The organism is Methylobacillus methanolivorans (assembly GCF_044751345.1).
Lineage (GTDB): Bacteria > Pseudomonadota > Gammaproteobacteria > Burkholderiales > Methylophilaceae > Methylobacillus > Methylobacillus methanolivorans.
This window is the reverse complement of sequence record NZ_JBIWXY010000001.1, coordinates 1353134-1376205: the sequence shown is the minus strand read 5'-3', so window position 1 is coordinate 1376205 and position 23072 is coordinate 1353134. Positions and strand designations below refer to the sequence as shown.

The 23072-nt window shown below is 53.6% G+C and carries 23 protein-coding genes; 13 read left to right on the top strand and 10 right to left on the bottom strand.

Annotation, left to right across the window (positions count from 1 at the left end):
- Position 1 precedes the first annotated feature (1 nt).
- The 3 genes from ispE to ACIKP9_RS06380 are packed head-to-tail and all read right to left on the bottom strand — an operon-like array spanning position 2 to position 3192.
- Positions 2-877 (bottom strand): 4-(cytidine 5'-diphospho)-2-C-methyl-D-erythritol kinase, encoded by an 876-nt coding sequence (ispE, locus tag ACIKP9_RS06390; RefSeq protein ID WP_400880757.1) that lies wholly within the window; start codon positions 875-877, stop codon positions 2-4.
- 22 nt (positions 878-899) lie between these two features.
- Complete coding sequence (gene lolB / locus ACIKP9_RS06385) at positions 900-1502, bottom strand: lipoprotein insertase outer membrane protein LolB (RefSeq protein WP_400880754.1); 603 nt, start codon at positions 1500-1502, stop codon at positions 900-902.
- A 1-nt stretch (position 1503) separates the two neighbouring features.
- Positions 1504-3192, bottom strand: coding sequence for a tetratricopeptide repeat protein (locus ACIKP9_RS06380; RefSeq protein WP_400880751.1), 1689 nt, complete (start codon positions 3190-3192; stop codon positions 1504-1506).
- A 362-nt stretch (positions 3193-3554) separates the two neighbouring features.
- Here ACIKP9_RS06380 and ACIKP9_RS06375 point away from each other — a divergent pair, with 362 nt between their 5' ends.
- From ACIKP9_RS06375 to ACIKP9_RS06325, 11 genes are all read left to right on the top strand, one after another.
- Positions 3555-4487 carry an ABC transporter ATP-binding protein gene (locus ACIKP9_RS06375; RefSeq protein WP_400880748.1) on the top strand — a complete coding sequence of 311 codons (933 nt, stop codon included), beginning with the start codon at positions 3555-3557 and terminating at the stop codon, positions 4485-4487.
- A 31-nt stretch (positions 4488-4518) separates the two neighbouring features.
- Positions 4519-5265 (top strand): ABC transporter permease subunit, encoded by a 747-nt coding sequence (locus ACIKP9_RS06370; RefSeq protein WP_400880745.1) that lies wholly within the window; start codon positions 4519-4521, stop codon positions 5263-5265.
- Positions 5266-5277: 12 nt separating this feature from the next.
- Entirely contained in the window at positions 5278-6651 is a 1374-nt protein-coding gene (locus ACIKP9_RS06365; protein WP_400880742.1) for a GldG family protein, read from the top strand.
- A complete protein-coding gene (locus tag ACIKP9_RS06360) occupies positions 6648-7529 on the top strand; it encodes a DUF4340 domain-containing protein (RefSeq protein WP_400880739.1) in 882 nt (293 codons plus the stop codon). The genes ACIKP9_RS06365 and ACIKP9_RS06360 overlap by 4 nt, the downstream gene beginning before the upstream one ends.
- 9 nt (positions 7530-7538) lie before the next feature.
- Entirely contained in the window at positions 7539-8357 is an 819-nt protein-coding gene (gene mutM / locus ACIKP9_RS06355; protein WP_400880737.1) for a bifunctional DNA-formamidopyrimidine glycosylase/DNA-(apurinic or apyrimidinic site) lyase, read from the top strand.
- Positions 8358-8614: 257 nt separating this feature from the next.
- A complete protein-coding gene (locus ACIKP9_RS06350; RefSeq protein ID WP_400880734.1) occupies positions 8615-9646 on the top strand; it encodes an AAA family ATPase in 1032 nt (343 codons plus the stop codon).
- 3 nt (positions 9647-9649) lie between these two features.
- The gene (locus ACIKP9_RS06345) at positions 9650-10513 is read left to right on the top strand and encodes a DUF58 domain-containing protein (RefSeq protein ID WP_400880732.1); all 864 of its coding nucleotides are present in this window, start codon (positions 9650-9652) and stop codon (positions 10511-10513) included.
- Positions 10510-11415: a nonribosomal peptide synthetase MxaA gene (locus tag ACIKP9_RS06340; RefSeq protein ID WP_400880729.1), complete on the top strand. Its 906-nt coding sequence runs from the start codon at positions 10510-10512 to the stop codon at positions 11413-11415. Before ACIKP9_RS06345 ends, ACIKP9_RS06340 begins: the two co-directional genes overlap by 4 nt.
- Positions 11412-12392 carry a vWA domain-containing protein gene (locus ACIKP9_RS06335; protein WP_400880727.1) on the top strand — a complete coding sequence of 327 codons (981 nt, stop codon included), beginning with the start codon at positions 11412-11414 and terminating at the stop codon, positions 12390-12392. Before ACIKP9_RS06340 ends, ACIKP9_RS06335 begins: the two co-directional genes overlap by 4 nt.
- The gene (locus tag ACIKP9_RS06330) at positions 12377-12913 is read left to right on the top strand and encodes a hypothetical protein (protein WP_400880724.1); all 537 of its coding nucleotides are present in this window, start codon (positions 12377-12379) and stop codon (positions 12911-12913) included. Before ACIKP9_RS06335 ends, ACIKP9_RS06330 begins: the two co-directional genes overlap by 16 nt.
- Positions 12910-13890 (top strand): vWA domain-containing protein, encoded by a 981-nt coding sequence (locus ACIKP9_RS06325; RefSeq protein WP_400880722.1) that lies wholly within the window; start codon positions 12910-12912, stop codon positions 13888-13890. Before ACIKP9_RS06330 ends, ACIKP9_RS06325 begins: the two co-directional genes overlap by 4 nt.
- 12 nt (positions 13891-13902) lie before the next feature.
- Here ACIKP9_RS06325 and ACIKP9_RS06320 read toward each other — a convergent pair whose 3' ends face one another.
- The 5 genes from ACIKP9_RS06320 to ACIKP9_RS06300 form a co-directional block, all read right to left on the bottom strand.
- Complete coding sequence (locus tag ACIKP9_RS06320) at positions 13903-15384, bottom strand: sodium:solute symporter family protein (protein ID WP_400880719.1); 1482 nt, start codon at positions 15382-15384, stop codon at positions 13903-13905.
- 142 nt (positions 15385-15526) lie between these two features.
- Positions 15527-17071, bottom strand: coding sequence for a ubiquinone biosynthesis regulatory protein kinase UbiB (ubiB, locus tag ACIKP9_RS06315; RefSeq protein WP_400880716.1), 1545 nt, complete (start codon positions 17069-17071; stop codon positions 15527-15529).
- A gap of 11 nt (positions 17072-17082) precedes the next feature.
- A complete protein-coding gene (locus tag ACIKP9_RS06310) occupies positions 17083-17670 on the bottom strand; it encodes a ubiquinone biosynthesis accessory factor UbiJ (RefSeq protein ID WP_400880713.1) in 588 nt (195 codons plus the stop codon).
- A 31-nt stretch (positions 17671-17701) separates the two neighbouring features.
- On the bottom strand, positions 17702-18442 hold the full coding sequence (gene ubiE, locus ACIKP9_RS06305) for a bifunctional demethylmenaquinone methyltransferase/2-methoxy-6-polyprenyl-1,4-benzoquinol methylase UbiE (RefSeq protein ID WP_400880710.1): 741 nt from the start codon (positions 18440-18442) through the stop codon (positions 17702-17704).
- Between the two features lie 15 nt (positions 18443-18457).
- The gene (locus tag ACIKP9_RS06300) at positions 18458-18832 is read right to left on the bottom strand and encodes a gamma-butyrobetaine hydroxylase-like domain-containing protein (protein WP_400880708.1); all 375 of its coding nucleotides are present in this window, start codon (positions 18830-18832) and stop codon (positions 18458-18460) included.
- Between the two features lie 193 nt (positions 18833-19025).
- On the opposite strand from ACIKP9_RS06300, the gene ACIKP9_RS06295 reads away from it, so the two are divergent.
- Positions 19026-20984: a dynamin family protein gene (locus tag ACIKP9_RS06295; protein ID WP_400880705.1), complete on the top strand. Its 1959-nt coding sequence runs from the start codon at positions 19026-19028 to the stop codon at positions 20982-20984.
- On the top strand, positions 20981-21187 hold the full coding sequence (gene ccoS, locus ACIKP9_RS06290) for a cbb3-type cytochrome oxidase assembly protein CcoS (RefSeq protein ID WP_400880702.1): 207 nt from the start codon (positions 20981-20983) through the stop codon (positions 21185-21187). The genes ACIKP9_RS06295 and ccoS overlap by 4 nt, the downstream gene beginning before the upstream one ends.
- A gap of 211 nt (positions 21188-21398) precedes the next feature.
- Here ccoS and rpoH read toward each other — a convergent pair whose 3' ends face one another.
- Both rpoH and ACIKP9_RS06280 read right to left on the bottom strand, forming a co-directional pair.
- Positions 21399-22256: an RNA polymerase sigma factor RpoH gene (gene rpoH, locus ACIKP9_RS06285; RefSeq protein WP_400881886.1), complete on the bottom strand. Its 858-nt coding sequence runs from the start codon at positions 22254-22256 to the stop codon at positions 21399-21401.
- A 173-nt stretch (positions 22257-22429) separates the two neighbouring features.
- The gene (locus ACIKP9_RS06280) at positions 22430-23038 is read right to left on the bottom strand and encodes a DUF3299 domain-containing protein (protein WP_400880699.1); all 609 of its coding nucleotides are present in this window, start codon (positions 23036-23038) and stop codon (positions 22430-22432) included.
- Positions 23039-23072: the final 34 nt, after the last annotated feature.

The window sequence follows — 23072 nt, the reverse complement described above, 5'->3', positions numbered from 1 at the left end:
GTCAGTTGGCGAAACTGTGTAATGGATGTTGATCTAATCCTTTTGCATGAAATCCTGAGACATCGCAATCTACATATTGTTGCAATTCGCGCGTTTCATTTATTCTTGCAAGTACAGCTTTCGCAGCTTCCTGGTTATCGAATGCAGCGAATACCGAAGCGCCAGAACCACTCATACGAGCCTTGGAAAACTGAGAGAGCCAATCTATGCATTTCTCAACTTCCGGGTACTGCCGTCTAACTACGGTTTCGAGATCGTTGTGAACCAAGTCCCTCAGAAAGGCCGCTATTGTCGTGGGATTCGTGTCCCTTGTCAATTGCTTTGATGCAAAAATTTCTGCGGTCGAGATGTGGATGCGAGGCGTAATGACCACGTAATGGGTATTAGGCAATTGAATTGATGTTAATTTTTCGCCTATTCCCTCTACCCAGGCATTTTCGCCAAAAATAAAGAAAGGGACATCCGCCCCGAGTTTTAATCCCACAGAGATCAATTCCTCGCGATGGAGGTCTAGTTTCCAGAGGCGATTGAGGGCCAGTAAAACGCTGGCTGCATCAGAGCTGCCGCCACCCAGTCCACCACCCATGGGCGTGCGTTTGGTGACATGAATGTCAGCACCTAATTGGCTGCCAGTGTGTTGTTTGAGAAGGTGGGCTGCGCGAATGCATAAATCACTAGCCTCAGGTACGCCGGGCGTATCTTCTGTGCGATGAATGGCCTGGTCTGCACGCGGGCGGATATGTATGGTATCGCCAAAATCTAGCAGGCGGAACACGCTTTGCAAGAGGTGATAGCCATCTGGTCGACGGCCAGTGATATGCAGAAAGAGATTGATTTTTGCCGGTGCTGGATAAGCTTGAAAGTCTTGCAAGGTCATGATGAGGCAGTGTTGCTTGGGGCTAAGGGAGTTGCCATTGCTGCACGATCAGCTTGAGCGTGAGTCTGCTGGCGTTGCGCAGGGTAATTCGGGTGGGTAGTTGATATTGGTTGATGCCAATATATTGGCCATATTCAATTTCCCAGCCATCTTGTTTGAGCTTGACCAAGCGCCCAGCAGCATCCCACTGTGAGGCCTCTACGGCTTCTTGGTTCGGGCGCCCTAACACCCAGTCGGATAGTCCGCGCATGGGCAGTCGCCAGCCCAGATTTTGCTCGGTCAAGGTTTCGGCGTCGGCAGCTTCATAGTGCTTATTGTCGCTGGTTATCAGGCTAACCTTTTCTGCCGTTCGCGTGATGGAGGCGGCCTGGCTGCCTAATGGCGAAAACAAGGCGACAGTATCCTGATCTGCCGTGTGTTGCCACTGAGTGGAGCCAGAGAAACCCTTGGTATCGGTTTGCACACCGATACGTCCCTTGAGCTGGAATTGGTCAATGTCAGCCAAGCTAGCCAAGTGTTCCTGGTGTATTTCAGGCGTACTTGGGCTGATGGAGGGAGGTAGGCTGGCACAGCTAGTCAGCGCCAATACCGCGCCTAGCAATAGCCAGCGTGTAACGAACGGCATCTTAACGCTTGAATTTCCTGTTGGTATTGAGCAGGACTTCATTCTCTGGGAAGGCGGAAATGGCGGCTTCCCAGGTCTTGACGGCTTCATCGCGTTTGCCTTGTTTCCAGAGTACCTCTCCTAGGTGAGCGGCAATTTCTGGATCGGGTTGTTGCGAGTAGGCGCGGCGTAGGTAATCCAAGGCCTTGTCCAAATTGCCCAGGCGATAATATACCCATCCCAGGCTGTCGAGGATGTAATGATCTTCCGGGCTTAATTCATGGGCTTTTTCAATGAGTACCCTTGCCTCTTCCAGGCGTACGTTGCGGTCAGCCAGGGAGTAGCCGAGGGCGTTGTAGGCCTGGGAGAATTCTGGCTGCATCTTGATCAGTTTGCGCAACTCACGTTCCATCACGTCGATTTTATTGACGCGTTCTGCTGCCATGGCAAAGTCATACACCAGCTCAGGCGAGTTGGGCAGTGTGTTGATAGCATTTTCCAGCCGGGAGTATGCTTCCTGATAACGCTTGGCTTGTGTGAGTACATTCGCCTGGGAGTGCACGACGGCTGCACGTTGTGCATCGGTCAGGTCTGGCAGGTTTTCCAGTGACTGGATGGCGGCATCAATGCCTTCGCGTTTGGAGATAATGTTTGCGACACCGAGCTGGGCATCTACATAGCGCACCTCGCCAGGGGCAACCTTGCTATACCATTGCAGCGCTTCATCGTCATTACGGTTTTTTTCCGCGATCTGCCCGAGGTAGATATAGATTTGGTCTTTATCCTTGAATCCCTTGCCTAGCGCATCCTTGAAGTATTTCTCTGCATCAGGCAGTTCATTGGCTTGTAGCGAGAGCAGGCCGACGACGACCAGTATTTCTGGATTGCCGTTAGATGCCTCAATGAGCTTGATGAACTCGCTCTTGGCCTCGTCAAACTTTTTCTGTGCCGCCAGGATGCGTGCTAGAGCCAGGCGCACCTCGTTGGCATCGTTATGCTGGGAAAGAAAGCTGCGATAAAAGTCCACGGCTTGTGCTGGAGACTTTCCCAGCAGAACCTGGCCTTGCATGAGTGCTGCCATTTCCCAGCCGGGATGTAGCTTGTTCGCCTGGTTAAGTTCGTTGAGTGCTAGCTCGGTATTGCCTGCATTCCAGGCAGCGTGGGCGATGGCAAAATGAGCTTCAGGGAGGTCAGGGTAGTCACGCGCCAAATCCTGCACCAGGGTCAATACCGCCGCCTTGTTTTGCTGGCGAGAAAGCAGGTTGTTGAGGAACATGAAGCCACTGGCGCGACCTTCTTCGTTAGCCAGCAAGGCCTTCAGGTGGGGTTTTGCTTCATTGAGCTTGCCAGTGTTGATCAGCATCTGGGTCAACGCCTGGTGTGCCTCGGTGGAGGCTGGGTCCAGTTGCGACCACAGGTTAGCTGCATCAATCGCAGTACGGCCATCATTGCCCATGACCGCAGTCTTGGCAGCACGCTCCGCTAAGCGTGAGTCTTGGCTAGTCTGGGCAAGATCAAGGAATAATGCGCTGGCCAGGTCAAACTGCCCACGCTGCCCAGCAATTTCGCCAATCAGGTATTTGTAGACGAACTCGCCTGTGAGCGTAGGCTCAGGGTTTGTTGTCTTGGTGGCTGCACTGGCGGTATTCCCCATGCCTAGTGACATGGCTGCGCAGGCAACTGCAAGTACGATCTTTTTGCTGATAGGCATTTTCAAGGAAATCTCGTGGCGGATTGGTTAAATAGCATATTGAGGCCTGCTGGGCTTGTTTTCAATGGGGTGGATGCAAGTTTTGCATCATTTTTCACCGTATTTCTTAGTCCGTGACAGTACACACAAGTTCACCCATAATGCGCGATGCTATAAACTTTGCGCTATGCGGGTGGGGTTTACCTATCTGTATGATTTAGTGCGTGGCTTTGTATTGTTACTAGCGTGAGGTTGAATGCGATATGTCAATCAAGTCAGGGTTTTCTTGCAATGCAGATAGGTTGCAACGGCGAGACAAACTTGACAGGCGAGTGATGTTTTTCTAACTTAGCACCCCTTAAAACCGGATAATTCACTCATATATGACGACTATTACCGTAGAGGCTTCAGAGTTAACCCGTAAGTATGGCAGCCGTGCTGCGGTTAACGATGTCAGTTTTACCCTGAATAAGGGCGAGGTGCTGGGCTTTCTTGGGCCTAATGGCGCAGGCAAATCCACCACCATGAAGATGCTGACGGGCAACCTGGCTCCCAGCAATGGTTCGGTGAAGATTTGCGGTATTGATATAATGGAGCGCCCCAAGGATGCCAAGGCGTTGATAGGCTACTTGCCTGAGCAGCCTCCCTTGTACCGTGAGCTGACCGTTGATGAATTCCTGACCATTGCAGCGCGTCTACATCGTGTTAGCCGCCAGCATATCAAGAAGGCCGTTGACATTGCCAAACAGCGCTGTGGCCTGACCGAGATGGGCCAGCGCCTGATCGAAAATCTATCCAAGGGCTATCAGCAGCGTGTGGGTATTGCTCAAGCCATCATTCACAACCCGATGGTGGTGATCCTGGATGAGCCGACCGTGGGGTTGGACCCGATCCAGATTCGCGATATCCGCGCCTTGATCAAGGAGTTGGGTGGCGAACACAGCGTCATCCTTTCTACCCACATCCTGCCGGAAGTCGAAATGGTGTGTGATCGTGTACAGATCATACATAAGGGCAGCCTGGTGTTTAATGGCGGTATTGATGTCTTGAAGCAACAGCGCCATGGCAACCGTTTGTTGGTGGGTCTCAAGCAGCCTCCCGCCCACGAAGCCTTGTTGGCTATTCCGGGGGTAGAGTCAGTCGAGGCCTTGGAAGGCAATCTGTTGCGACTCCGCCATACCCCCGGCGAAGCGCCGTCGGAGGCATTGGTGCAGGCTGCTGTTAGCCAGAACTGGGGCCTGTTCCAGATCAATCCTGACCAGACCTCGCTGGAAGAGGTCTTCGTCCAGCTCACATTCCAGGAAGCTGCTGCCTGATGGCAGGCAGTGTGTGTTTTAAGGATTTCTCATGATCGTCAATATCGCCAGAAAAGAATTGAAGGGCTTGTTTTCCTCGCCGATGGGCTGGGTGATTCTTGCCCTGTTGCAGTTTGTGTTCGCCACGTTCTACCTGATGGGTGTGGATCAATATTTCCTCACCATGTCAGGTGCCATGCGGCCAGACCAGCGTATCGGTGTTACCGAGTTCGTTGGTGGCAGCGTTTTTGGTATCGCGCCTTTTATCATGTTGTTTGCCGTGCCATTGCTCTCAATGCGCCTGATCAGCGAAGAGCGCCGCCAGCAAACGCTGCCTTTCCTGTTCAGCGCTCCCTTGTCGCTGAGTGAAATTGTCCTCGGCAAGTTTGTGGGGCTACTGTCTTTCCTCTCCATCAACGTATTGCTGATAGGTGCCATGGTGTTTTCGCTCAATCTTTGGGCGGATATTGATTTCGGCTATTTGCTGGCCAATCTGCTGGGCTTGTTCCTGTTGTTGGCGAGTTACTGTGCATTGGGGACCTATGTCTCCAGCACCACGCAACAGCCGGTGGTTGCCGCCATCATTACTTTTGTTGCCTTGCTTGCATTGCAGTTGATCGAGTATTTCCTTGCTGGTGATCCAAGCAACACGGTGGCTAACTTCTCCCTGATGCGCCACTTTGAGCCATTTTCACGCGGCATGCTGGATACCCGCGATATTGCTTATTTCCTGTTGTTTATCGTTACTTTTCTGACCCTGACTATTCGTAGGCTGGATGCAGATCGCTTGCGTGGCTGATCGAGAGAATTTATGAAAACCAATCGCAAACTACGCTTTCAATTATTCGTACAAAATAGCTTTTTCGTGGTGCTGTTCCTGGTGCTGGTATTCCTGCTCGGCTTCCTGACTTACCAATACCATGTGAGCCGTGATGTGACGCAGGGTGGGCGCAATACCCTGACAGAGGGCAGTGTCAATGTCCTGAAAGAAATGAAGGGGCCGATCAATATCACGGCCTACGTCGTTAAGGACAATGACACCCGCAAGTACATCAACAAATTCGTTGAGCGCTACAAGCGTATCAAGCCGGATATCAATCTAAGCTTTATCAGCCCCACCGAGGAGCCTAAGGCGACCCAGGATGCTGGTGTAAAGGCCGAGATTGAGCTGGTGGTGGAGTACAACCAGCGTACCGAGCATATCGTACCGCCGCAGGCTTTTGTTGAGCAGGACATGACTAACCTGCTGGTGCGCCTGTCACGCACTAACCAGAACGCTATCATGTTCCTGGATGGGCATGGTGAACGTAGCCTCATCGGCGTGAAGAATCATGACTTGGGAGACTTTGGTCGCCATCTGGAAAAGAAGGGTTTCAAGCTTTCCAATCCTGACTTGCTGCTAGCGCAAGAGGTGCCAAGTAATGGCTCCATGTTGGTGATTGCCAGCCCCGCTGTAGATGTGACCGAGGTTGAAGTCCAGAAGATCAAGCAGTATCTGGAAAAAGGCGGTAATTTGCTGTGGTTGATTGACGATGAGGTCAATCTGCATGGCTTGCAACCAATTGCCGAATACCTAGGCCTGCAACTGACACCAGGCATGGTGGTTGATTTGTCTGCGACTCGCTATGGTGCGGATGCCAAGGTGGCATTTGCTAACCAATATGGCGTACATGCGATCACCAAGAATTTCATGCTGCGTACCTTGTTCCCAGAAGCGCGCATGATTCACGCTGAGGATTCTTTTGATAATGGCTGGCGTGCATCCAACTTGGTCGAAGTTGCGCCCAATGGCTGGCTGGAAACCGGCAAAGTGGATGATAACGTCAGTTTTGACAACAAGAAGGACTTGCCTGGCCCGATCAACATCGCAGTGGCGCTGGAACGTAAATACGGCGAAAAAGGCCAGCGCGTGGTCGTGGTGGGTAATGGTAACTTCCTTGCCAATACCTTCCTTTCCAACGGCGGCAACCTAGACCTGGGTTTGAACATGGTTAACTGGCTGGCCGGTGACGATAGGCTTATCACCATACAGCCCAAGCCGCGTAAGGATGTGAACATCGTGATCCCATCCGAAGGCTGGGCCAATTTGCTGGCACAATTCGTCTTCATTGGTTTTAGCCGCATCTTGCCTATCGGCTTGATCGTGATTGGTATTGTGATCTGGTGGAGGCGTCGCAAGGCATGAGGTCAAGATGGATCGTAAATCTGGTGCTGCTGCTATTAGTGGTAGGGATCGTGGCATTCCTATATCTAAAGCCGCAGGAGCATGAAGAGCAGGCCGCAACCTATGAGGTATCCAGCCTCAAGCTGGCTGATTTCAACAAGCTAAGCCTGGAGTTCCCTGCCAAGGCGCCTGTGACCTTCGAGAAAAAGGATGGCTTTTGGTACTTGACACAGCCGTATTCTGCTCGTGCCGATCAGGTGACTGTGCAGCGTATCGTCTCGATTGTGGCTGCAACGAGCCGTGAGAAATTTTCTGCGGCAGACCCTGCGCGGTTTGGTCTGGATAATCCACGACTCAAGATCAAGCTTAATGATGAAGAGTTCATTTTTGGGCTTTATAACCCGGTGACTGCAGAGCAATACGTGGCCTACAAGGATGGCGTTTATCTGCTCTCTGGCCTGTATGCGGAAACAGCTTCCACGCAATTGCTGGAAATGCTCGACAAGAGCCCGCTGAAACCGAGGGAGGAAGTCATTGGCTTTGATTTCTCGCGCCTGGAGCAATGGGAAGATGTGCGCCTGCAGCTAGAGATGGATACCAATGGAAAATGGCAGGTGTCTGTGGCTAATGCCAAACCAAAGCAGGATGATATTAATGCTTGGTTTGACGAGTATTGGACAAAAATCCGTGCGCTGTCGGTGGAGCCATATACGCCAGATCGCAAGGCCAACTATCCTTCGTTTTCGGTAAAGCTCAAGGATGGTAAGCAGGTACATTTCGAGAAGCTGCAAGAGTCACCGCAACTGATACTGGGGCGTCCGGATGAAGGGATGCGTTATTATTTCCCTGCCGATGTTGGCTTTACCTTACTCAATCCACCAGTGGGGCTGGGTAATTAAACAAAGGCCATGCCTGAATTACCAGAAGTCGAAGTAACGCGTCGCGGTTTGGTGCCCTTGGTGGGTGCTACCGTGACGCAAGTTGTCATTCGCCAGCCTGCGATGCGCTGGCCGATTCCCGCTGATTTGCCCATGTTGCTGCAAGGCAGCCAATTGCTGGAGCTTAATCGGCGCGGTAAATACATCATTGCACGCTTTGAGCGTGGTTGCCTGATTCTGCATTTGGGCATGTCTGGGCGGCTATGCCTGCTTGAGCAAGATATTCCCGCTGAAAAGCACGATCATTTTGACCTGCATTTTGCCGATGGGCGCGTCATGCGCTTGCGCGATCCGCGCAGGTTTGGTGCCGTATTATGGGCTGGTGAGCAGCCCGATGAGCATGCGTTGCTCAATGTGCTTGGGCCGGAGCCGCTGGATGCTGCGTTTACCGGCGAGTTTCTGCATGCGGCTATTCGTAATCGATCTTCGCCAATCAAGGTGGTCGTGATGGATAGTCACCTGGTCGTGGGCGTAGGGAACATTTATGCCAGTGAGTCGCTGTTTCGTGCGGGCATCCATCCAGAAACGCCCGCGAAGGCATTGACGCTGGCGCAATGCCAGCGACTGGTTGGTGAGATCAAGCTGACATTGCAGGATGCCTTGAATGCCGGAGGAAGCAGTTTGCGCGACTTTTTTGGTGCAGATGGCAACCCTGGCTATTTTCAGCAAACCTATTTTGTCTATGGGCGCACGCATCAACCTTGCCTAGTGTGTAATACCCCAATTCAAGTGCTGCGCTTGGGGCAACGATCGACTTTCTACTGCCCTTCCTGTCAAAAAAGACGTTGATCTTGTATCGCTGTGCCATGGATAAGCGTGAGCTGATCTAGGGCTAGGCATCTTGGTGGTCTATGCCGTGTTGTCACTTTTCTCTCATCGTGCTTGGCAAAGCGTTGTATTTGATGAGGGGTGTAGTCAATGATTGTTGTATGGTCTGCTGGGATTAAATCCTGTTATTCAGGAATTTTTCTAAAAATCATTGCCAAAAGTTAATTCATCTTTCAAAATATACAGATCTGTATACAAGTGTTCGACTGAGGATGGCTATGGCAATTGCAGCAACGGAAGGTCAATTGGCAGACTGGAGAATGCGTGCTCTGAAGTTAGAGGATGCGGTAAAGAGTGTGATTGTGGGGCAGGATACGGCAATACGCCTGATCAATATCGCAATCTTCGCGCGTGGACATGTCATGCTGGAAGGCGGGGTGGGTGTCGGCAAGACCACCTTGCTGCAATCGGTGGCGCGCGGCATTGGCGGTGCTTATGAGCGTATCGAAGGCACGGTGGATCTGATGCCGAATGATCTTGTCTACCATACCTTCCTCGGGCCTGAGGGCCGTCCGCAGATCGACGAGGGTCCCTTGCTGCGCGCAGGGGAGAATCTCTCTGTGTTCTTCTTCAACGAGATCAACCGTGCCCGCCCGCAAGTCCATGCCTTGATGCTGCGCGTGATGGCTGAACGTCATTTGCATGCGTTCAAGCGTGAATACCGCTTGCCACATATGATCGTGTTTGCTGATCGCAATCAGGTTGAAAAGAATGAGACGTTCGAGATTCCTGCTGCGGCGCGTGACCGCTTCATGATGGAAATCCCGATCAATGTGCCAGACGACAAGGCGCTACGCAAAGCGCTGGTATTCGATACGCGTTTCCAGCACGCCGAGCAATTGATGCGCACTGTCGAGAGCGGCCTGCTGCCATTCAATATGCTTAACGATTTCTCCGACGTGTTGCAGAACCATGTGCAGTCCTCCCAGGCGCTGGAAGATTATGTCATCGATCTCTGGGATGCCACGCAAAAGCCGCAGAATTTCGGCATCACGCTTGATGGCGTCGACATGCAGCGCCTCATCCAGGCCGGGGCTAGCCCACGCGGCATGGGCATGCTGCTCAAGGCGGCCCGCGTGCATGCCTGGCTCATGGAACGGGAATATGTCTATCCCGAGGATATCCATGCGGTCTTCCACGAGGTGATTGCGCACCGCCTCGTGTTCAACTCCATGTACGAAAGCCGCCGCACGGTGTTGGCCCGAGAATTGACTGCCAAGATACTGCAAACCGTGGCGGTGCCGTCCTGAGTCATGCTGCCGTCATATATCAAGCCGTTTTCCTACCAGATCCCCTGGAAGTCTGCCAGCATCCATGCTGGCGATCACTTGGGGATACAGCGCGGGCTGGGGTTCGAGTATAAGGGTAACGCCTCACTGGTTGATTATCCTGACCTGCGCCGCATGGATTTGCGCCAGAGCCTGCGCGACCCCTACGAGCAGGTGCAGGTGCGCCTGTTCTACCATGACTCGATCACCCCGGTGTATGCGGTGTGTGACCTGTCCAGCTCCATGCAGTACAAGGGCGACCGCCGCAAGATTGAGCTGGTGCAGGAGGTGGCGGCATCGATCGCGTATTCGGTATCAGCCGAGAACGATGTATTCAGCCTGATCGGCTATGACCAGCATGTGCTTGATGATTACGTGCTTCCACTCAGCTACCAGATGCATGAAGCCCTGGAGCGTATCGACTCCTTTACCGGCATAGACGCGCTCGGGCGAGGCTCGAATGGCATTCTGGAGGTAGGCCCCCTGTTGAGCCAGAACAAGGGGCTGGTGTTCTGGATATCGGATTTCCACATGCCGTTCGGCACCATCATCCAGGCCATGAACATGTTGTCCCGTCACCAGGTGGTGCCTGTCGTGCTGTGGGAAGAGGAGGAATACCGGCGCCTGCCGCGCTTTGGCCTCGGCACGATGCTGGACCCAGAGACCGGGCGTGACCGTACGATTTTCTTCCGCGAGTCGATCCGTGCCAAATTCATTAGCGCATTCGAGCAGCGCCGGGCGGCGCTGGAAGACCTGTTCCTGGCGTTCGAGAGCCCGCCGCATTTTGTCAGCGGGGTATTCGAGGCCGAAGCAATGACGCATTATTTTGAGAAATACCTGACAGCATGAAAAAACTGACGACCTTGTTTTCCATCTGCCTGCTTCCTATCGGCCTTTGCGCGGGAGCTATGGCACATGCAGCGGAAGCTGCCCTGGTCAGCCTGGACAACCCGCGCATTGCGACAGGCATCACGATAGGTGACGTGCTCGAGCGCAGGCTGGTGATCGAGGCCAGCCCTCCCTACGAGTTGTCTAAGTCGGCCTTGCCGCTAAAGGGTGAGCGCGTTGACGGCATAGAGCTGGTGGGCGTCGCGCTGCAGGGTGAAAAAGCTGCAGGCAGCCAGCGCTATGAGGTCAAGCTCAGCTACCAGGTGTTCGCTGCGGCAAGCAAGCCCAGCGTCATGCGTTTGCCCGCCTTGACGTTGGCGCTCGGCGGCGGCGATACGCCAGCGGAGGTGAACGTGCCTGCTTGGCATTTCTGGAGCGCGCCACTGGCGGCGGGCAACATCCATACCGCGCGCAGCAATGCGCAGCCGCAACGCAAGCCTGCTTTACTCGATACCGGGCCGGAGCGCCTGGCGCTTGCGTTGACTGTGTTCCTGGTAGGCGTAGTCGGGCTGGTCTATATCAATGCTGACCGTCGCTGGCTGCCTTGGATGGGCGGCAGCTTCGCACAGGCTTATCGCAAGCTACGCAAGACGCCTGCGCAAGCCGGGCACCAGGCGCAGGCCCTTGGCTACGTGCACCAAGCATTCAACCAGGTGCATGGAAGCACCTTGTTCCGGCCGCAATTGGGTGAGTTTTTTGCGCAGCATCCGCAGTATCAGCCGCTCGCAAAAGAGATCGACAGCTTTTTCCAGCACTCCGAGTCTTTGCTGTTCACCGGCGAAAACGCAGATAGCCCAGCCCTGCTCAAGGAGCTGCAGCAGCTTTGTCGCCGGCTGAGGGATTGTGAACGGGGAGTTGCATGAGTTTGCTCAATCCCTGGGCCCTGCTGCTATTGCCGCTCGCACTGGTGCCTTTCTGGCTCAAGAGCCTGCAGGGGCAGCGCTACTCCTGGCTGGAGATGGTGCCGGAAGACTCATTCTCGGACAATATCGTCTTGCTGCTCAAGGTGGTGACGGCCGTCATCATCGCTAGCCTCGTGCTTGCCCTGGCAGCCCCGCAAGGCAGCGACAATATCGTGAACCGCGTCGGCAAGGGCGCGCAGACCGTGATGGTGATCGACCGCAGCGTGAGCATGGACCATCCTTTTGCCGGGGACGCTACCAGCGGCCGGGCGGGAGAAATCAAGTCCGGTGCCGCACGCCGGCTGATTACGCAATTCATCGACTCCAGGCACGATGACATGATGGGCGTGGTGGCGTTTACCAATTCTGCCTTGTATGGCGTCAAGATCACGGCCAATCGCGATGCCATCCATGCCGCGATCAACGCGGCGACTAGCGCCGGCATCAACCAGACCAATATCGGTGCGGGCATCACCCAGGCGGCCAGCCTGTTCGACAGCATCCAGAGCTCGGGCTCGCGCGCCATCATCCTGTTGTCCGACGGCGCGGGCAAGCTCAGCCCCCGCGTCAAGGCGCGGATCAGGGAAGAGCTCAAGGACAAGGATATCAAGCTTTATTGGATCGTGTTGCGCGAACCGGACGACGTGAGCATATTCGGCGACCGCGTGTTCGAAGAGGACAGGGGGCCGGCGGCGATCCAGCTCGACCGTTTCTTCAAGTCGCTCAATATCACCTACAAGGCTTACGAGGCGGATAATCCCGTGGCGCTGCAAATGGCGATCCAGGATATCGACAGCCGCGAGAAGAATACGATCCAGTATGCCATCACCGTACCGGGGCGCGATTATGCGCGCGACTTGATTGTAGTGGCCCTGGTGTTGAGTCTGGGCATGTTTGTCATTAAAAATTTCAGGGTAAAAGCATGGGAATCCGCATAAAAGGCCTCAACCTGCTGTTTGGACTGCTGGCGGTTGCCGGGTTGGCGGGCAGCGTCTACCAAGTCAATGCGCTGGTGCAGCGCCATGATGCCAACCAGCAGATTCAGGCCGGGGCATTGGTCACTCACGACGGCTATGGTTTTGAACAGAAGTTCATGGCGGCTTATAAACTGGGAGAATCTGGGGATTACAAGCACGCGGTGCAAAGCTACAGCCAACTGCTTGAAACCGGGTTGAGCCAGCCGCAGCAGGCGCTGGTGCAGTACAACATTGGCAACAACCTCCTGCAGTCCGGCTTGAAGCGCCGTCTCAATGACGATGGCAGCCTCAAGGACGAGGCGAAATACGACTTGTCCCAGGCGCAGATCGCCTATGAGCAAGCCTTGCGGCTAGATCCCGCATTCAGGCAGGCAAAGTTCAACCTCAGCCTGATGCTGCTGGTGCAGCCTAATGGCATCGAGGGGCTGAAAAAGGAACAGGAAGGCATGGAGCTCAGCAACATCCCGGTGGGCCTGCCATGAAGTGGCAGTTGAGGCTGCGCCATGGCTGGCGCTGGGCAAGGGATCATTACGAGTCTGGGCTATATCTGTTGGTGGTCATCTTGCTGTTGCTGGCGATCTTCAAGCCGGAAATACAGCTCAAGCAGCGCGTCCATAACTACCTCTTGCTCGCCGATGTCTCGCAAAGCATGAACGCAGAGGACGTGAGTCTCAACGGCAAACTGGTGAGCCGCATGGCCTACACGCGCCACCTGATGCGCAAGCTGGTGGAGAATTCGCCCTGTGGTACTTACTTCAGCCTCGGCGTGTTTGCCGCGGAAGACGTCGCGTTGTTGTTCACGCCGCTGGAGACCTGCGCCAACTACGACATCATCGTCGATGCGATTGAGCATCTGGAGTGGCGCATGTCCTGGCGCGGCAACAGCCGCATCAGCTTTGGCGTCAAGGGCGCTGCCAAGGCCTTCGACTCGTTGAATGCGCCTGCGCGCCTGCTGTTCTTCACCGACGGCGACGAAGCGCCCAAGGTGAACGCCATCAACAAGCTCAAGCTTGATGACGTGCAGATCGGCGAAAATATCGTCTTCGTCGGTGTCGGCGGCAGCGAGGATGTGCCGATCCCGCGTTACAACTCCAGCAACAAATGGGTGGGCTACTGGTCGTCAGATGCCAAAGAGAATTCTGCCGGTGCGGTCGGCGTCACCTATAGCGATACCAGCCGTGATGATCCCGACCCGGTAGTGGCTTCTGCCGACTACGACCGCTATCTTTCCAAGCTGGAAGAGGCATATTTGAAGGAGCTGGCCGAGGAGATCAATGCCCAGTACGTACTGGGCCAGGATAAGCCCGATTTCTACACCTTCGTGCAGAAGCAGAAACCGGTCGCCAGCTTTGTCACTGCCTATTCATTGCGCTGGGCCTATCTCTTGCTGGCCTTGGCATTGATTCTCGCCAGTTATTGGCCGTATATCCGCCAGAGATTAAAAGCAGAGCCTACCTAGCTTAATAGCTTGTTAGCTTCCCTTATGCGGCACGTGAGGATGCGCGGCATGACTATGCAGGTAACTTGCTTGCTCATGTCGGCGCTGAGGGGCGATCTTCTGCGGTAATAGTGAACCTGCCACCATGCCGATGATACTGACGCCTAGCCCTAGCAATTGTGGCGGTATCAAGCTTTCCTCGCCCACCAATACTTCGACCAACACCCAGGTGCTGATGCCGCCGATGATGGCGGCCAGTGCGCCTTGGTTGGTCGCGCGTTTCCAGAACACGCCGAAGAACAGTGGCACAAAGGCACCCGCCAGCGTGATCTTGTAGGCAGATTCCACCATGCGGAAGATCGATAAATTGGTGTTCAATGCATAGACCAGCACGCAGCTGGCAAAACCCAGCAGGCAAATACGCATGATCTTGAGGAAGCCACGATCATCCAGGTGCGGGAGGTAGCCGCGCACGATGTTCTCCGCGAACGAGATGGAAGGCGCGAGCAAGGTGGCGGAAGAGCAGCTCATGATCGCCGACAGCACAGCGCCGAAGAAGATCACTTGGGCCGCGATCGGCATATGCTGCAAGACTAGCGTAGGCAATACACGCTGCGAGTCCTGATCAATTAGTGTATTGAAGAAGCCTGGGTCGATCAGGGTGGCCGAATAGGCGATGAACATGGGCACGAAGGTAAAGCAGAAATAGATAGAGGCGCCCAGGATGGAGCCCCAGATAGCGACCTTGGCACTCTTGGCTGAGGTGATGCGCTGGAACACGTCCTGCTGTGGAATGGAGCCCAGCATCATGGTCATCCAGGCACCGATGAAGGTGACCCAGAGCCAGGGATCGGCTGGCGGAAGGAAGTCCAGCTTGCCGGCAAGCCGGGCATGCTCAATCACAGGTGCAACGCCGCCGGTCATGCCTGAGACCATGTAGGCGATATAGAGCATGCCGCCTATGATGACGCTCATTTGCACGAAATCCAGGATGGCGACCGAGAGCATGCCGCCCAGGGTGGTGTAGGTCAACACGATGGCGGTGCCAAGAATCATCCCGGCTTCTTCGCTCACTGCGCCGTCAGTGATGATGTGGAAAATCAGTCCTAATGCCTTGATCTGCGCGGCAACCCAGCCCAGGTAGGAAATGACGATCGCAATCGTAGTGAGCACTTCCACGGTGCGGTTGTAGCGCATACGGTAGAAGTCGCCCAGGGTGATGATGTTGAGCTTGTAAAGCTTGGTGGCGAAGAAAAAACCTGCAATCACCAGGCACATGCTGGAGCCAAAAGGGTCAGCAACAATGCCGTTGAGGCCATCCTTGACGAAGGTGGCAGAAACGCCGAACACAGCTTCTGCGCCAAACCAGGTGGCGAACACGGTTGCCATGACCACGGGCAGCGGCAAGTGGCGTCCAGCCACGGCGTAATCCTTGGTGGTCTTGACGCGGGTGGCGGCAAATAGGCCGATGCTGATCGACACCATGACGTAGAGAATGACAAACCAGATCAGCACTAGACCAGCCCTTTGCTATGAGGTTGAAAGATGAATAAAAAAGTGGCCTGTTCAAAGGCAGGCAGATTTTAGCAAAAACTTATCCTGAAAGTGGGCTTTGTTGCTCAAAATCAATGGGTTTGTGAATGTTAGTCAAGCAGGTTTAATGCTGACTTAGCCACCAAGCCAATAGGGCTGCACTTTGCAATAGCACGAGCAAGATCAATGCCACGGAGATCAGGCGTAGCCAACGTGACTGGCGCTGGTGTTCAACGAGGAGGTGTTGCAACTCGGCCAAGCTTGCAGGCGCTTGCAGGCCGCGTTCCAGATGCTGGTGAATCAGGCGTGGCATTTGCGGCAGTATCTTGCTCCAATAAGGTAGCTCTGCCTTGAGGTTGTCGATAGCGCTACGCCAGCCTACTTGCTCTGACATCCAACGCTCCAAATAAGGGCGAGCGGTCTTCCACAGGTCCAGATTAGGGTCCAGGTCGCGGCCCAAGCCCTCAACATTGAGCAGGGTTTTCTGCAGCATGGCAAGCTGGGGCTGGATTTCAACACCGAAGCGGCGCGAGGTCTGGAACAGACGCAGCAATACCTTGCCGAACGAGATTTCCTTGAGCGGTTTGTCAAAGATAGGCTCGCACACGGCGCGGATTGCGGTTTCGAATTCGTCGATAGGGGTATCCTTGGGCGCCCAGCCTGATTCGATATGTGCTTTTGCTACTTCACGGTAATCACGGCGGAAGAAAGCCAGGAAGTTGCGCGCGAGGTATTGTTTGTCTTCATCATTGAGGCTGCCCATGATGCCGAAATCCAGTGCGACATAACGGCCATCATCGGCGACCTGCACATTGCCTGGGTGCATATCTGCATGGAAGAAACCATCACGGAACACCTGCGTGAAGAAGATTTCCACGCCATCGCGTGCCAGCTTGGGAATGTCGACACCAATTTCGCGCAGATAGGCCACTTGGCTGATGGGGGTGCTGACCATGCACTCCATGACCATGACCTGTTCATGGCACCAGTCCCAATAGACCTCTGGCACGATGAGCAGGCGCTTGTCGGCAAAGTTGCGGCCCAGCAGGCTGCAGTTGGCAGCTTCCAGCATGAGGTCGAGCTCGCTATGGATGTGGCGTGCGAATTCAGCCACGACCTCTCGTGGTTTCAGGCGTTTGCCATCTGATGACAGCGTGTGCAATAACCATGCTGCACCATCGAGCAGCTTGAGGTCTTTTGCGATGGTTTTGCCTATGCCAGGGCGCAGGATTTTGACGGCTACCGGCTTGCCATCGGGCAGCTGGGCAAAATGTACCTGGGCGACAGATGCGCTGGCGATCGGTTCGACATCAAAGCTCTGGAACACATCCAGCACTTCCTTGCCATAAGCTTGCTTGAGGATAATTTCTACGTCTTGGTAGGGAAAGGCGGGAACACGATCCTGCAACTTTGCCAGCTCGTCAGCGAGATCTAGTGGAATCAGGTCGCGACGCGTGGAAAGCATCTGACCGAACTTGACGAAGATCGGGCCGAGGGATTCCAAAGCCAAGCGCAAGCGCTCACCTCTTGGCTGTGAAGTATTGCGCCAGAACAGCAGTATATTGACTGGGCGCTGCAAGGGGCGCAGCTTGGTATGGCTCAGAATGAATTCATCCAGGCCAAAGCGCAGGGTGACAATAATGATTTTAAGCAGGCGCAACCAATGCATGCGGACTCTTTCTATTGATCCGCCTGCAGGCGGTGTTTCAGTTTGTTAATGCGTTTTGCCAAGCGTTCCGTATCTTCTTGCAGGATGTCTACATCCTTGATGAATTGCGTTACATGACGTGGCTTGGCTAGCAGTGGCTGCTCTTCCTGCCAGTATTCGGCCAGCATGCTGGCCACATTGTGGGCTTGGCGTTTGGTTCTCTCAACCGCGCTGCGACCAAACTTGGCGATTTCATGGGCCGGAATATCACCGACGATGCGGCTGAGGTCTTCTTCATACTCCCAGCTTATCCCTTGCAGCACCCTGGCGAGGCCAGCAGCAAATTCGGTATCGCCAGTGATGGATGCCGATGCACCTGCATGGTCATCACCCGCCAGGATACGTAGTGCTACTGACGGCGGCACGGTAATGGTGGCATCGACGCTCGCTGTTTCCCCCGCAAGCGCAAGTCCGCCATCTTCCAGCACGATAATGGTAGCGCTTAGTGGAGGCAGGATGAGGCGTGCATGCTTGCCTCCAAATGGTTGCAAAGCCTCCGCAGCCCAGCTGTTTTGGGCCAATAAGTGGTTAAGCAGGCGTGTAAGCAATGGTTTCAGCATGATGAATATAGTCCAGGCTGATGAATGGTGATCAGGTTTTCCAGCCCTTGTGCAGGGCGACAACGCCAGCAGCCAGGTTGTAATAGTCGACTTTGCCCAGGCCGGCATCCAGCATCATTTGCTTCAGGGTTTCCTGATCGGGATGCATGCGGATGGATTCGGCCAGATAACGGTAACTGTCTGCATCATTCGCAAACAGTTTGCCCATGATAGGTAGCAGCTTGAAGGAGTAAGCATCATAAAGCGGCGCCAGAGGCTTCCATACCTGGGAGAACTCCAGCACCAGCAGACGACCACCTGGCTTGAGCACACGCTGCATTTCAGCCAGCGCCTTGTCCTTGTGCGTCATGTTGCGTAAGCCGAACGCGACGATGACACAGTCAAAGTATTGGTCGGGGAAAGGCAGCTTTTCGGCATCACATTGCAGCGCGGGAACAGCCTTGCCATCATCAATCAGGCGATCACGCCCCACAGCCAGCATGGAAGCGTTGATATCGGTAAGGATCACTTGCCCTGTCGGGCCCACCTTGTTGGAAAACAGGCGCGATAAGTCGCCGCTGCCGCCAGCCACATCCAGTACGCGATCTCCTGGCCTGACGCCACTTACCTCAACGGTGAAGCGCTTCCAGGCGCGGTGGAGGCCGGCAGACATGACATCATTCATGAGGTCATACTTGCGTGCCACGGAGTGGAATACTTCACCGACTTTACCGGCTTTTTCGCGCTCATCCACAGTCTGGAAGCCGAAGTGTGTCTTGGCGTTGTCGCTCATGATATTTGCCTTAAATCAATGGTCAGCGTCACGGCTGGCACCTGCCTGTGCAAGCCGTTCGAGATATTCTTGCCACAAGGTATCGTGTCGTTGCAGCAAGGCGTAAAGATAATCCCAGGAGTAAAGACCAGTATTGTGCCCATCGCTAAACACCAGTTTCACGGCGTAATGGCCGACCGGTTCGATGCCGGTGATGTTCACATCCCGCTTGCCGGTTTGCAGCACCGGGTTGCCATGCCCTTGTACCTCGGCTGACGGTGAATACACCCGCAAGAATTCGCATGGCAGCATGCCGCTGACACCATTATCGAAGGTGATTTCCAGCGTGCGAGAAACCTGGTGCAAGCGGATATCGGTGGGAAGTGGGGTGTCTGGGCTTAAGCCGCTCATCTGCCAAATGCCGGAATTTACTCAAAAAGCGATGATAGCAGAATGTATTCATACGCTTCAAAATACCGTCATGATTGGTATGCATAATATGCCGTGAATCGGCCTGTGGAAACGGATTTAGACGGCTGATTCGTTTGATAATTTACACAAGCGTGCTAGAGTAGCGCTTAAATAAAAAGCATCGGGGGGTGCTATGGCGGAAAACAAGCTTGAACGCCACTTTCAGGCATATGCCGATTGGCGCAAAGCCTTGGTGGACACCATTAGTGACTATCGTAGCTGGCTCAATGAGCAGGAGCTCAATGATGCCCAGATAGACCTGCGATTGCAGCAATTGCTCGAGCGCCTGCGTGAAGACAAACTCAATGTCGCCTTTGTCGCTGAGTTTTCGCGTGGAAAATCTGAGTTGATCAATGCGATCTTCTTTGCCGCTTATGGCCAGCGCTTGCTGCCATCCAGCGCTGGGCGCACGACCATGTGCCCCACTGAGCTACTCTACGATCCATCAAAACCTACTTCGTTGCAGCTCCTGCCGGTAGAAACCCGTACTTCAGATGCGACGACGACCGAGTACAAGCGTTACCCCGAAGAATGGACCATCTTGCCATTTGATGTCAGCAATAGCGACAACATGGTGGAGGTGTTCCGGGAAGTCAGTCGCACCAAGCGCGTATCGGTGGAAGATGCCGAGCGTTATGGATTGTTCGATACGAATAGTGCCGATGATGCACTGGCGGTGAATGCCGATGGCACCGTGGATATTCCTTGCTGGCGTTATGCTGTCATCAATTTCCCTCATCCTTTGCTGGAGCAGGGGCTGGTGATTCTGGATACCCCAGGCCTCAATGCGATTGGTACCGAGCCGGAGCTTACCCTCAACATGCTGCCGAACGCGCATGCTGTGCTTTTCCTCCTCTCTGCTGACACTGGTGTGACCAAGTCCGAGATTGATGTATGGCGTCAGTACATCAGTGGTACGCGCTGGAAGCAAAAGGGCAGGCTGGCTGTATTGAACAAAATTGATGGTCTATGGGATGAGTTGCGTAACGAGTCAGAGATAGACCGTGAAATAGCCAAGCAAATCAAGACCAGTGCCGAGTTGCTTGGGCTGGATGAGGAACAGATTTTCCCGATTTCGGCGCAAAAAGGCTTGCTAGCGAAGATTGCCAAGGATGATGCCTTGTTGGCGCGTACTGGCTTGCCTGCATTGGAAAAGGCTTTGTCCGATGAGCTGATTCCTTCCAAACGCGAGATCGTGCGTGACAATACGCTGAGTGAAGTTGATGAGCTGGTAAAAAACTCGAACATCCTTCTGGATGCTCGTCTCGCTAGTCTCAATGAGCAGCTAGACGAGTTACGTGGGCTGCGAGGCAAGAATGAAGATGTCATCGAGCACATGATGAACAAGGTGAAGGTAGATAAGGAAATCTTTGAGAAGGGCTTGCAGCGGTTCCAGGCGCTACGCAGTGTGTTCTCTCAGCAGACCAACAAATTGTTTACCCTGCTGGGCATGGAAACCTTGCGCGTGCAGGTGACCAATACCCGCAGTACCATGATCAATGCCAGTTTTACCAAAAGTATCCGTAGCGCGATGGATGGGTTCTTTGCTGATTTGCGTGATCGCCTAGTGAAATCCGAGGCTCAGATTGACGAAATCAAGCGCATGATGGATGCGATGTACGACAAGTTTGCCGAAGAGCATGGCCTGCGCAAGGCTGAACCACCTGCGTTTTCAACACTGCGTTACCAGAAGGAACTTGGCAAGCTGGAGCGCGCCTATCGTGAACAATTTAATACGACGTTGAATATGTTGACGAACGAAAAGATGACATTGACGTCAAAGTTCTTTGAGACTCTGGCTAGCCGAGTAATCCATGTGTACGAAGTGGCCAATCATGACGTTGAAAATTGGTTGAAAGCGGTGATTGCCCCGATGGAGTCGCAAGTGCGCGAACATCAGTTGCAATTGCGTCGTCGCCTGGAAAGTATCAAGCGTATCTACAAGGCAACAGACACACTGGAAGATCGTATTGGTGAGCTTGAAGTCATTGAGAAAAGCATCCTGAGCCAGATGGCTGACCTCAAGGTGCTACGTCAGCACATGCATAATGCGCTGGTTTTTGAAAACAGCATTGAGGATGAAGCAGCGTGAATCTAACCAGCCTGGTGTTGCAGCTGGGCCTTACATTTGTGTTTATCGGCTTTGCTGCCGCTGGTATTTTATGGGCGATCAGGAGCGGCCAGTACGATGACCTTGAAGGCCCTGCGCAGCGGATATTGATGGATGATGATGATCCCATGATTCCATTTAACCACTTGAAGAGTGGGGCTAATCAGAATAGAATTACTAAATAACTTGCTGGGGAATTTTGAATGGCTACTACCAATAATGCGGACGAAGGTCTCAAGTCCTATTTTACTTTTGCAAATCTGCCGCTCACGATCACGATCGGCCTCATTGTCATGTCTTGGTTGAGCGCGTTTTCAGTTATCTTTTTTGGATAAGATGACGAATTAAAGAAAAAGGCTGCGATTGCAGCCTTTTTTATTGTGTTGCGAGATTGAGTTATGCCGGGGTTAAAAACCCCTTCATCTGTTTCATGGCTTTCTGTTCGATCTGACGGATACGTTCGGCAGAAACGCCAAACTCTTCAGCCAAGTCATGCAGGGTCGCGCTACTGTCTTCCTGTAACCAGCGTGCTTCCACGATACGGCGGCTACGATCATCTAGCTTGGCAAGTGCGGTAGAAAGACCAGCCGTATGCAGATGCTCGACTTCCTGCTCTTCCAGAATCTCGGAGGGTTCAGCCTGTGTCGCTTGCAAGTAAGAGATGGGGGCGAAGACATCCTCAGTCTCATCATCCGCGTTGCCCTCAAGTGAAATTTCATGCCCGGACATACGAGATTCCATCTCCAGCACATCTTCGGGCTTGACGTTCAACTCACGTGCAATATGTGCAACCTCTTCAGATTGCAAGCTTGCAGATTTGCCGCTCTTCATGCTACGCAAGTTAAAAAAGAGCTTGCGCTGAGCCTTGGTCGTGGCCACTTTCACCAAGCGCCAGTTACGCACGATATATTCGTGAATCTCTGCCTTGATCCAGTGCATGGCAAAAGATACCAGCCGTACACCGCGCTCAGGGTCAAAGCGACGTACCGCCTTCATCAGTCCGATATTACCTTCCTGTATCAGGTCTGATTGTGGCAGGCCATAACCTGAGTAGTTGCGTGCGATGCTAGCCACTAGGCGCAAGTGTGAAACAACGAGCTTCTTCGCCGCTTCCAGGTCATTTTCCTTTTTGAGGCTGGTAGCAAGTTGATATTCTTCTTCCGCGCTGAGCACGGGGAAGCTCTTGATCGCACGCATGTACTGATCAAGGCTGTCGTAAGATGAAATCGCAGGTAATGTCATGCTGTTGGTCATGTTGGAAACCTCTCTCATGAAAATGATTCTAGCACTCACTCTTTGAGAGTGCTAGAGGGTAAAAGTTTCAAGTAAGGTGAGTGTTTTTACGAGAGGTAAATCTGTTGGCCTGTGAGGCACTTATTGCTGGTGACTTGCTGCGACTTATTTTGCCTTGTCTTGGGCGCGTGAGCTTAATTATTTTTCAGGGAATATGGAAGCAGTTGGTCAGCCTGGATGCGGTAACCGGAGGTGCCCATTGTGGTATGGCTGGGGACGGTTTCAAGTAGGCCTCTGACCGAAATAGGGCCATATTGCCGCGCGGCCTGGTTGAGTGTTTTTTGCTGGTTCTTGGGGAAAGCCTTAGGTAGGATCACATGAATGACCTGGTTGCTTGGAGGCGGCGGCACATGAATGCATGCTCCAAAGTAAGGGACGAGCAAGAACTCTTGCACTTGTGTGCCATTCATATCCAGCGGCACCACAAAGCCCGGAATCTGTACTCGCTGTTTGTTGAGCTTGGGCACAATGGGTGCATCGTTCCAAGCATTGCGCATTTGCTCAAGAGCCTTGATGGCACGAGGATCGGCATCATCTAGCTTGTCCAGGTTCAGGCCTTTGATCGATTTCATGGGATCCCAGTCTGCGGGCATCATGTCATCCCAGTCGAGCGGCTGGTAACTCGTGCCAGGTTTTGTTGTGTGCTTGGTGTCGCTGATGCGTTCGCCTACTTGATAATCTCCCCCTATAACGTGGGTGCATGCCATGACGGCAAGTAATGTGGCAAATATCCGGGAAAACATGCTTGTCCTCGCGCCTGTGGTATGGGTTGTCAAT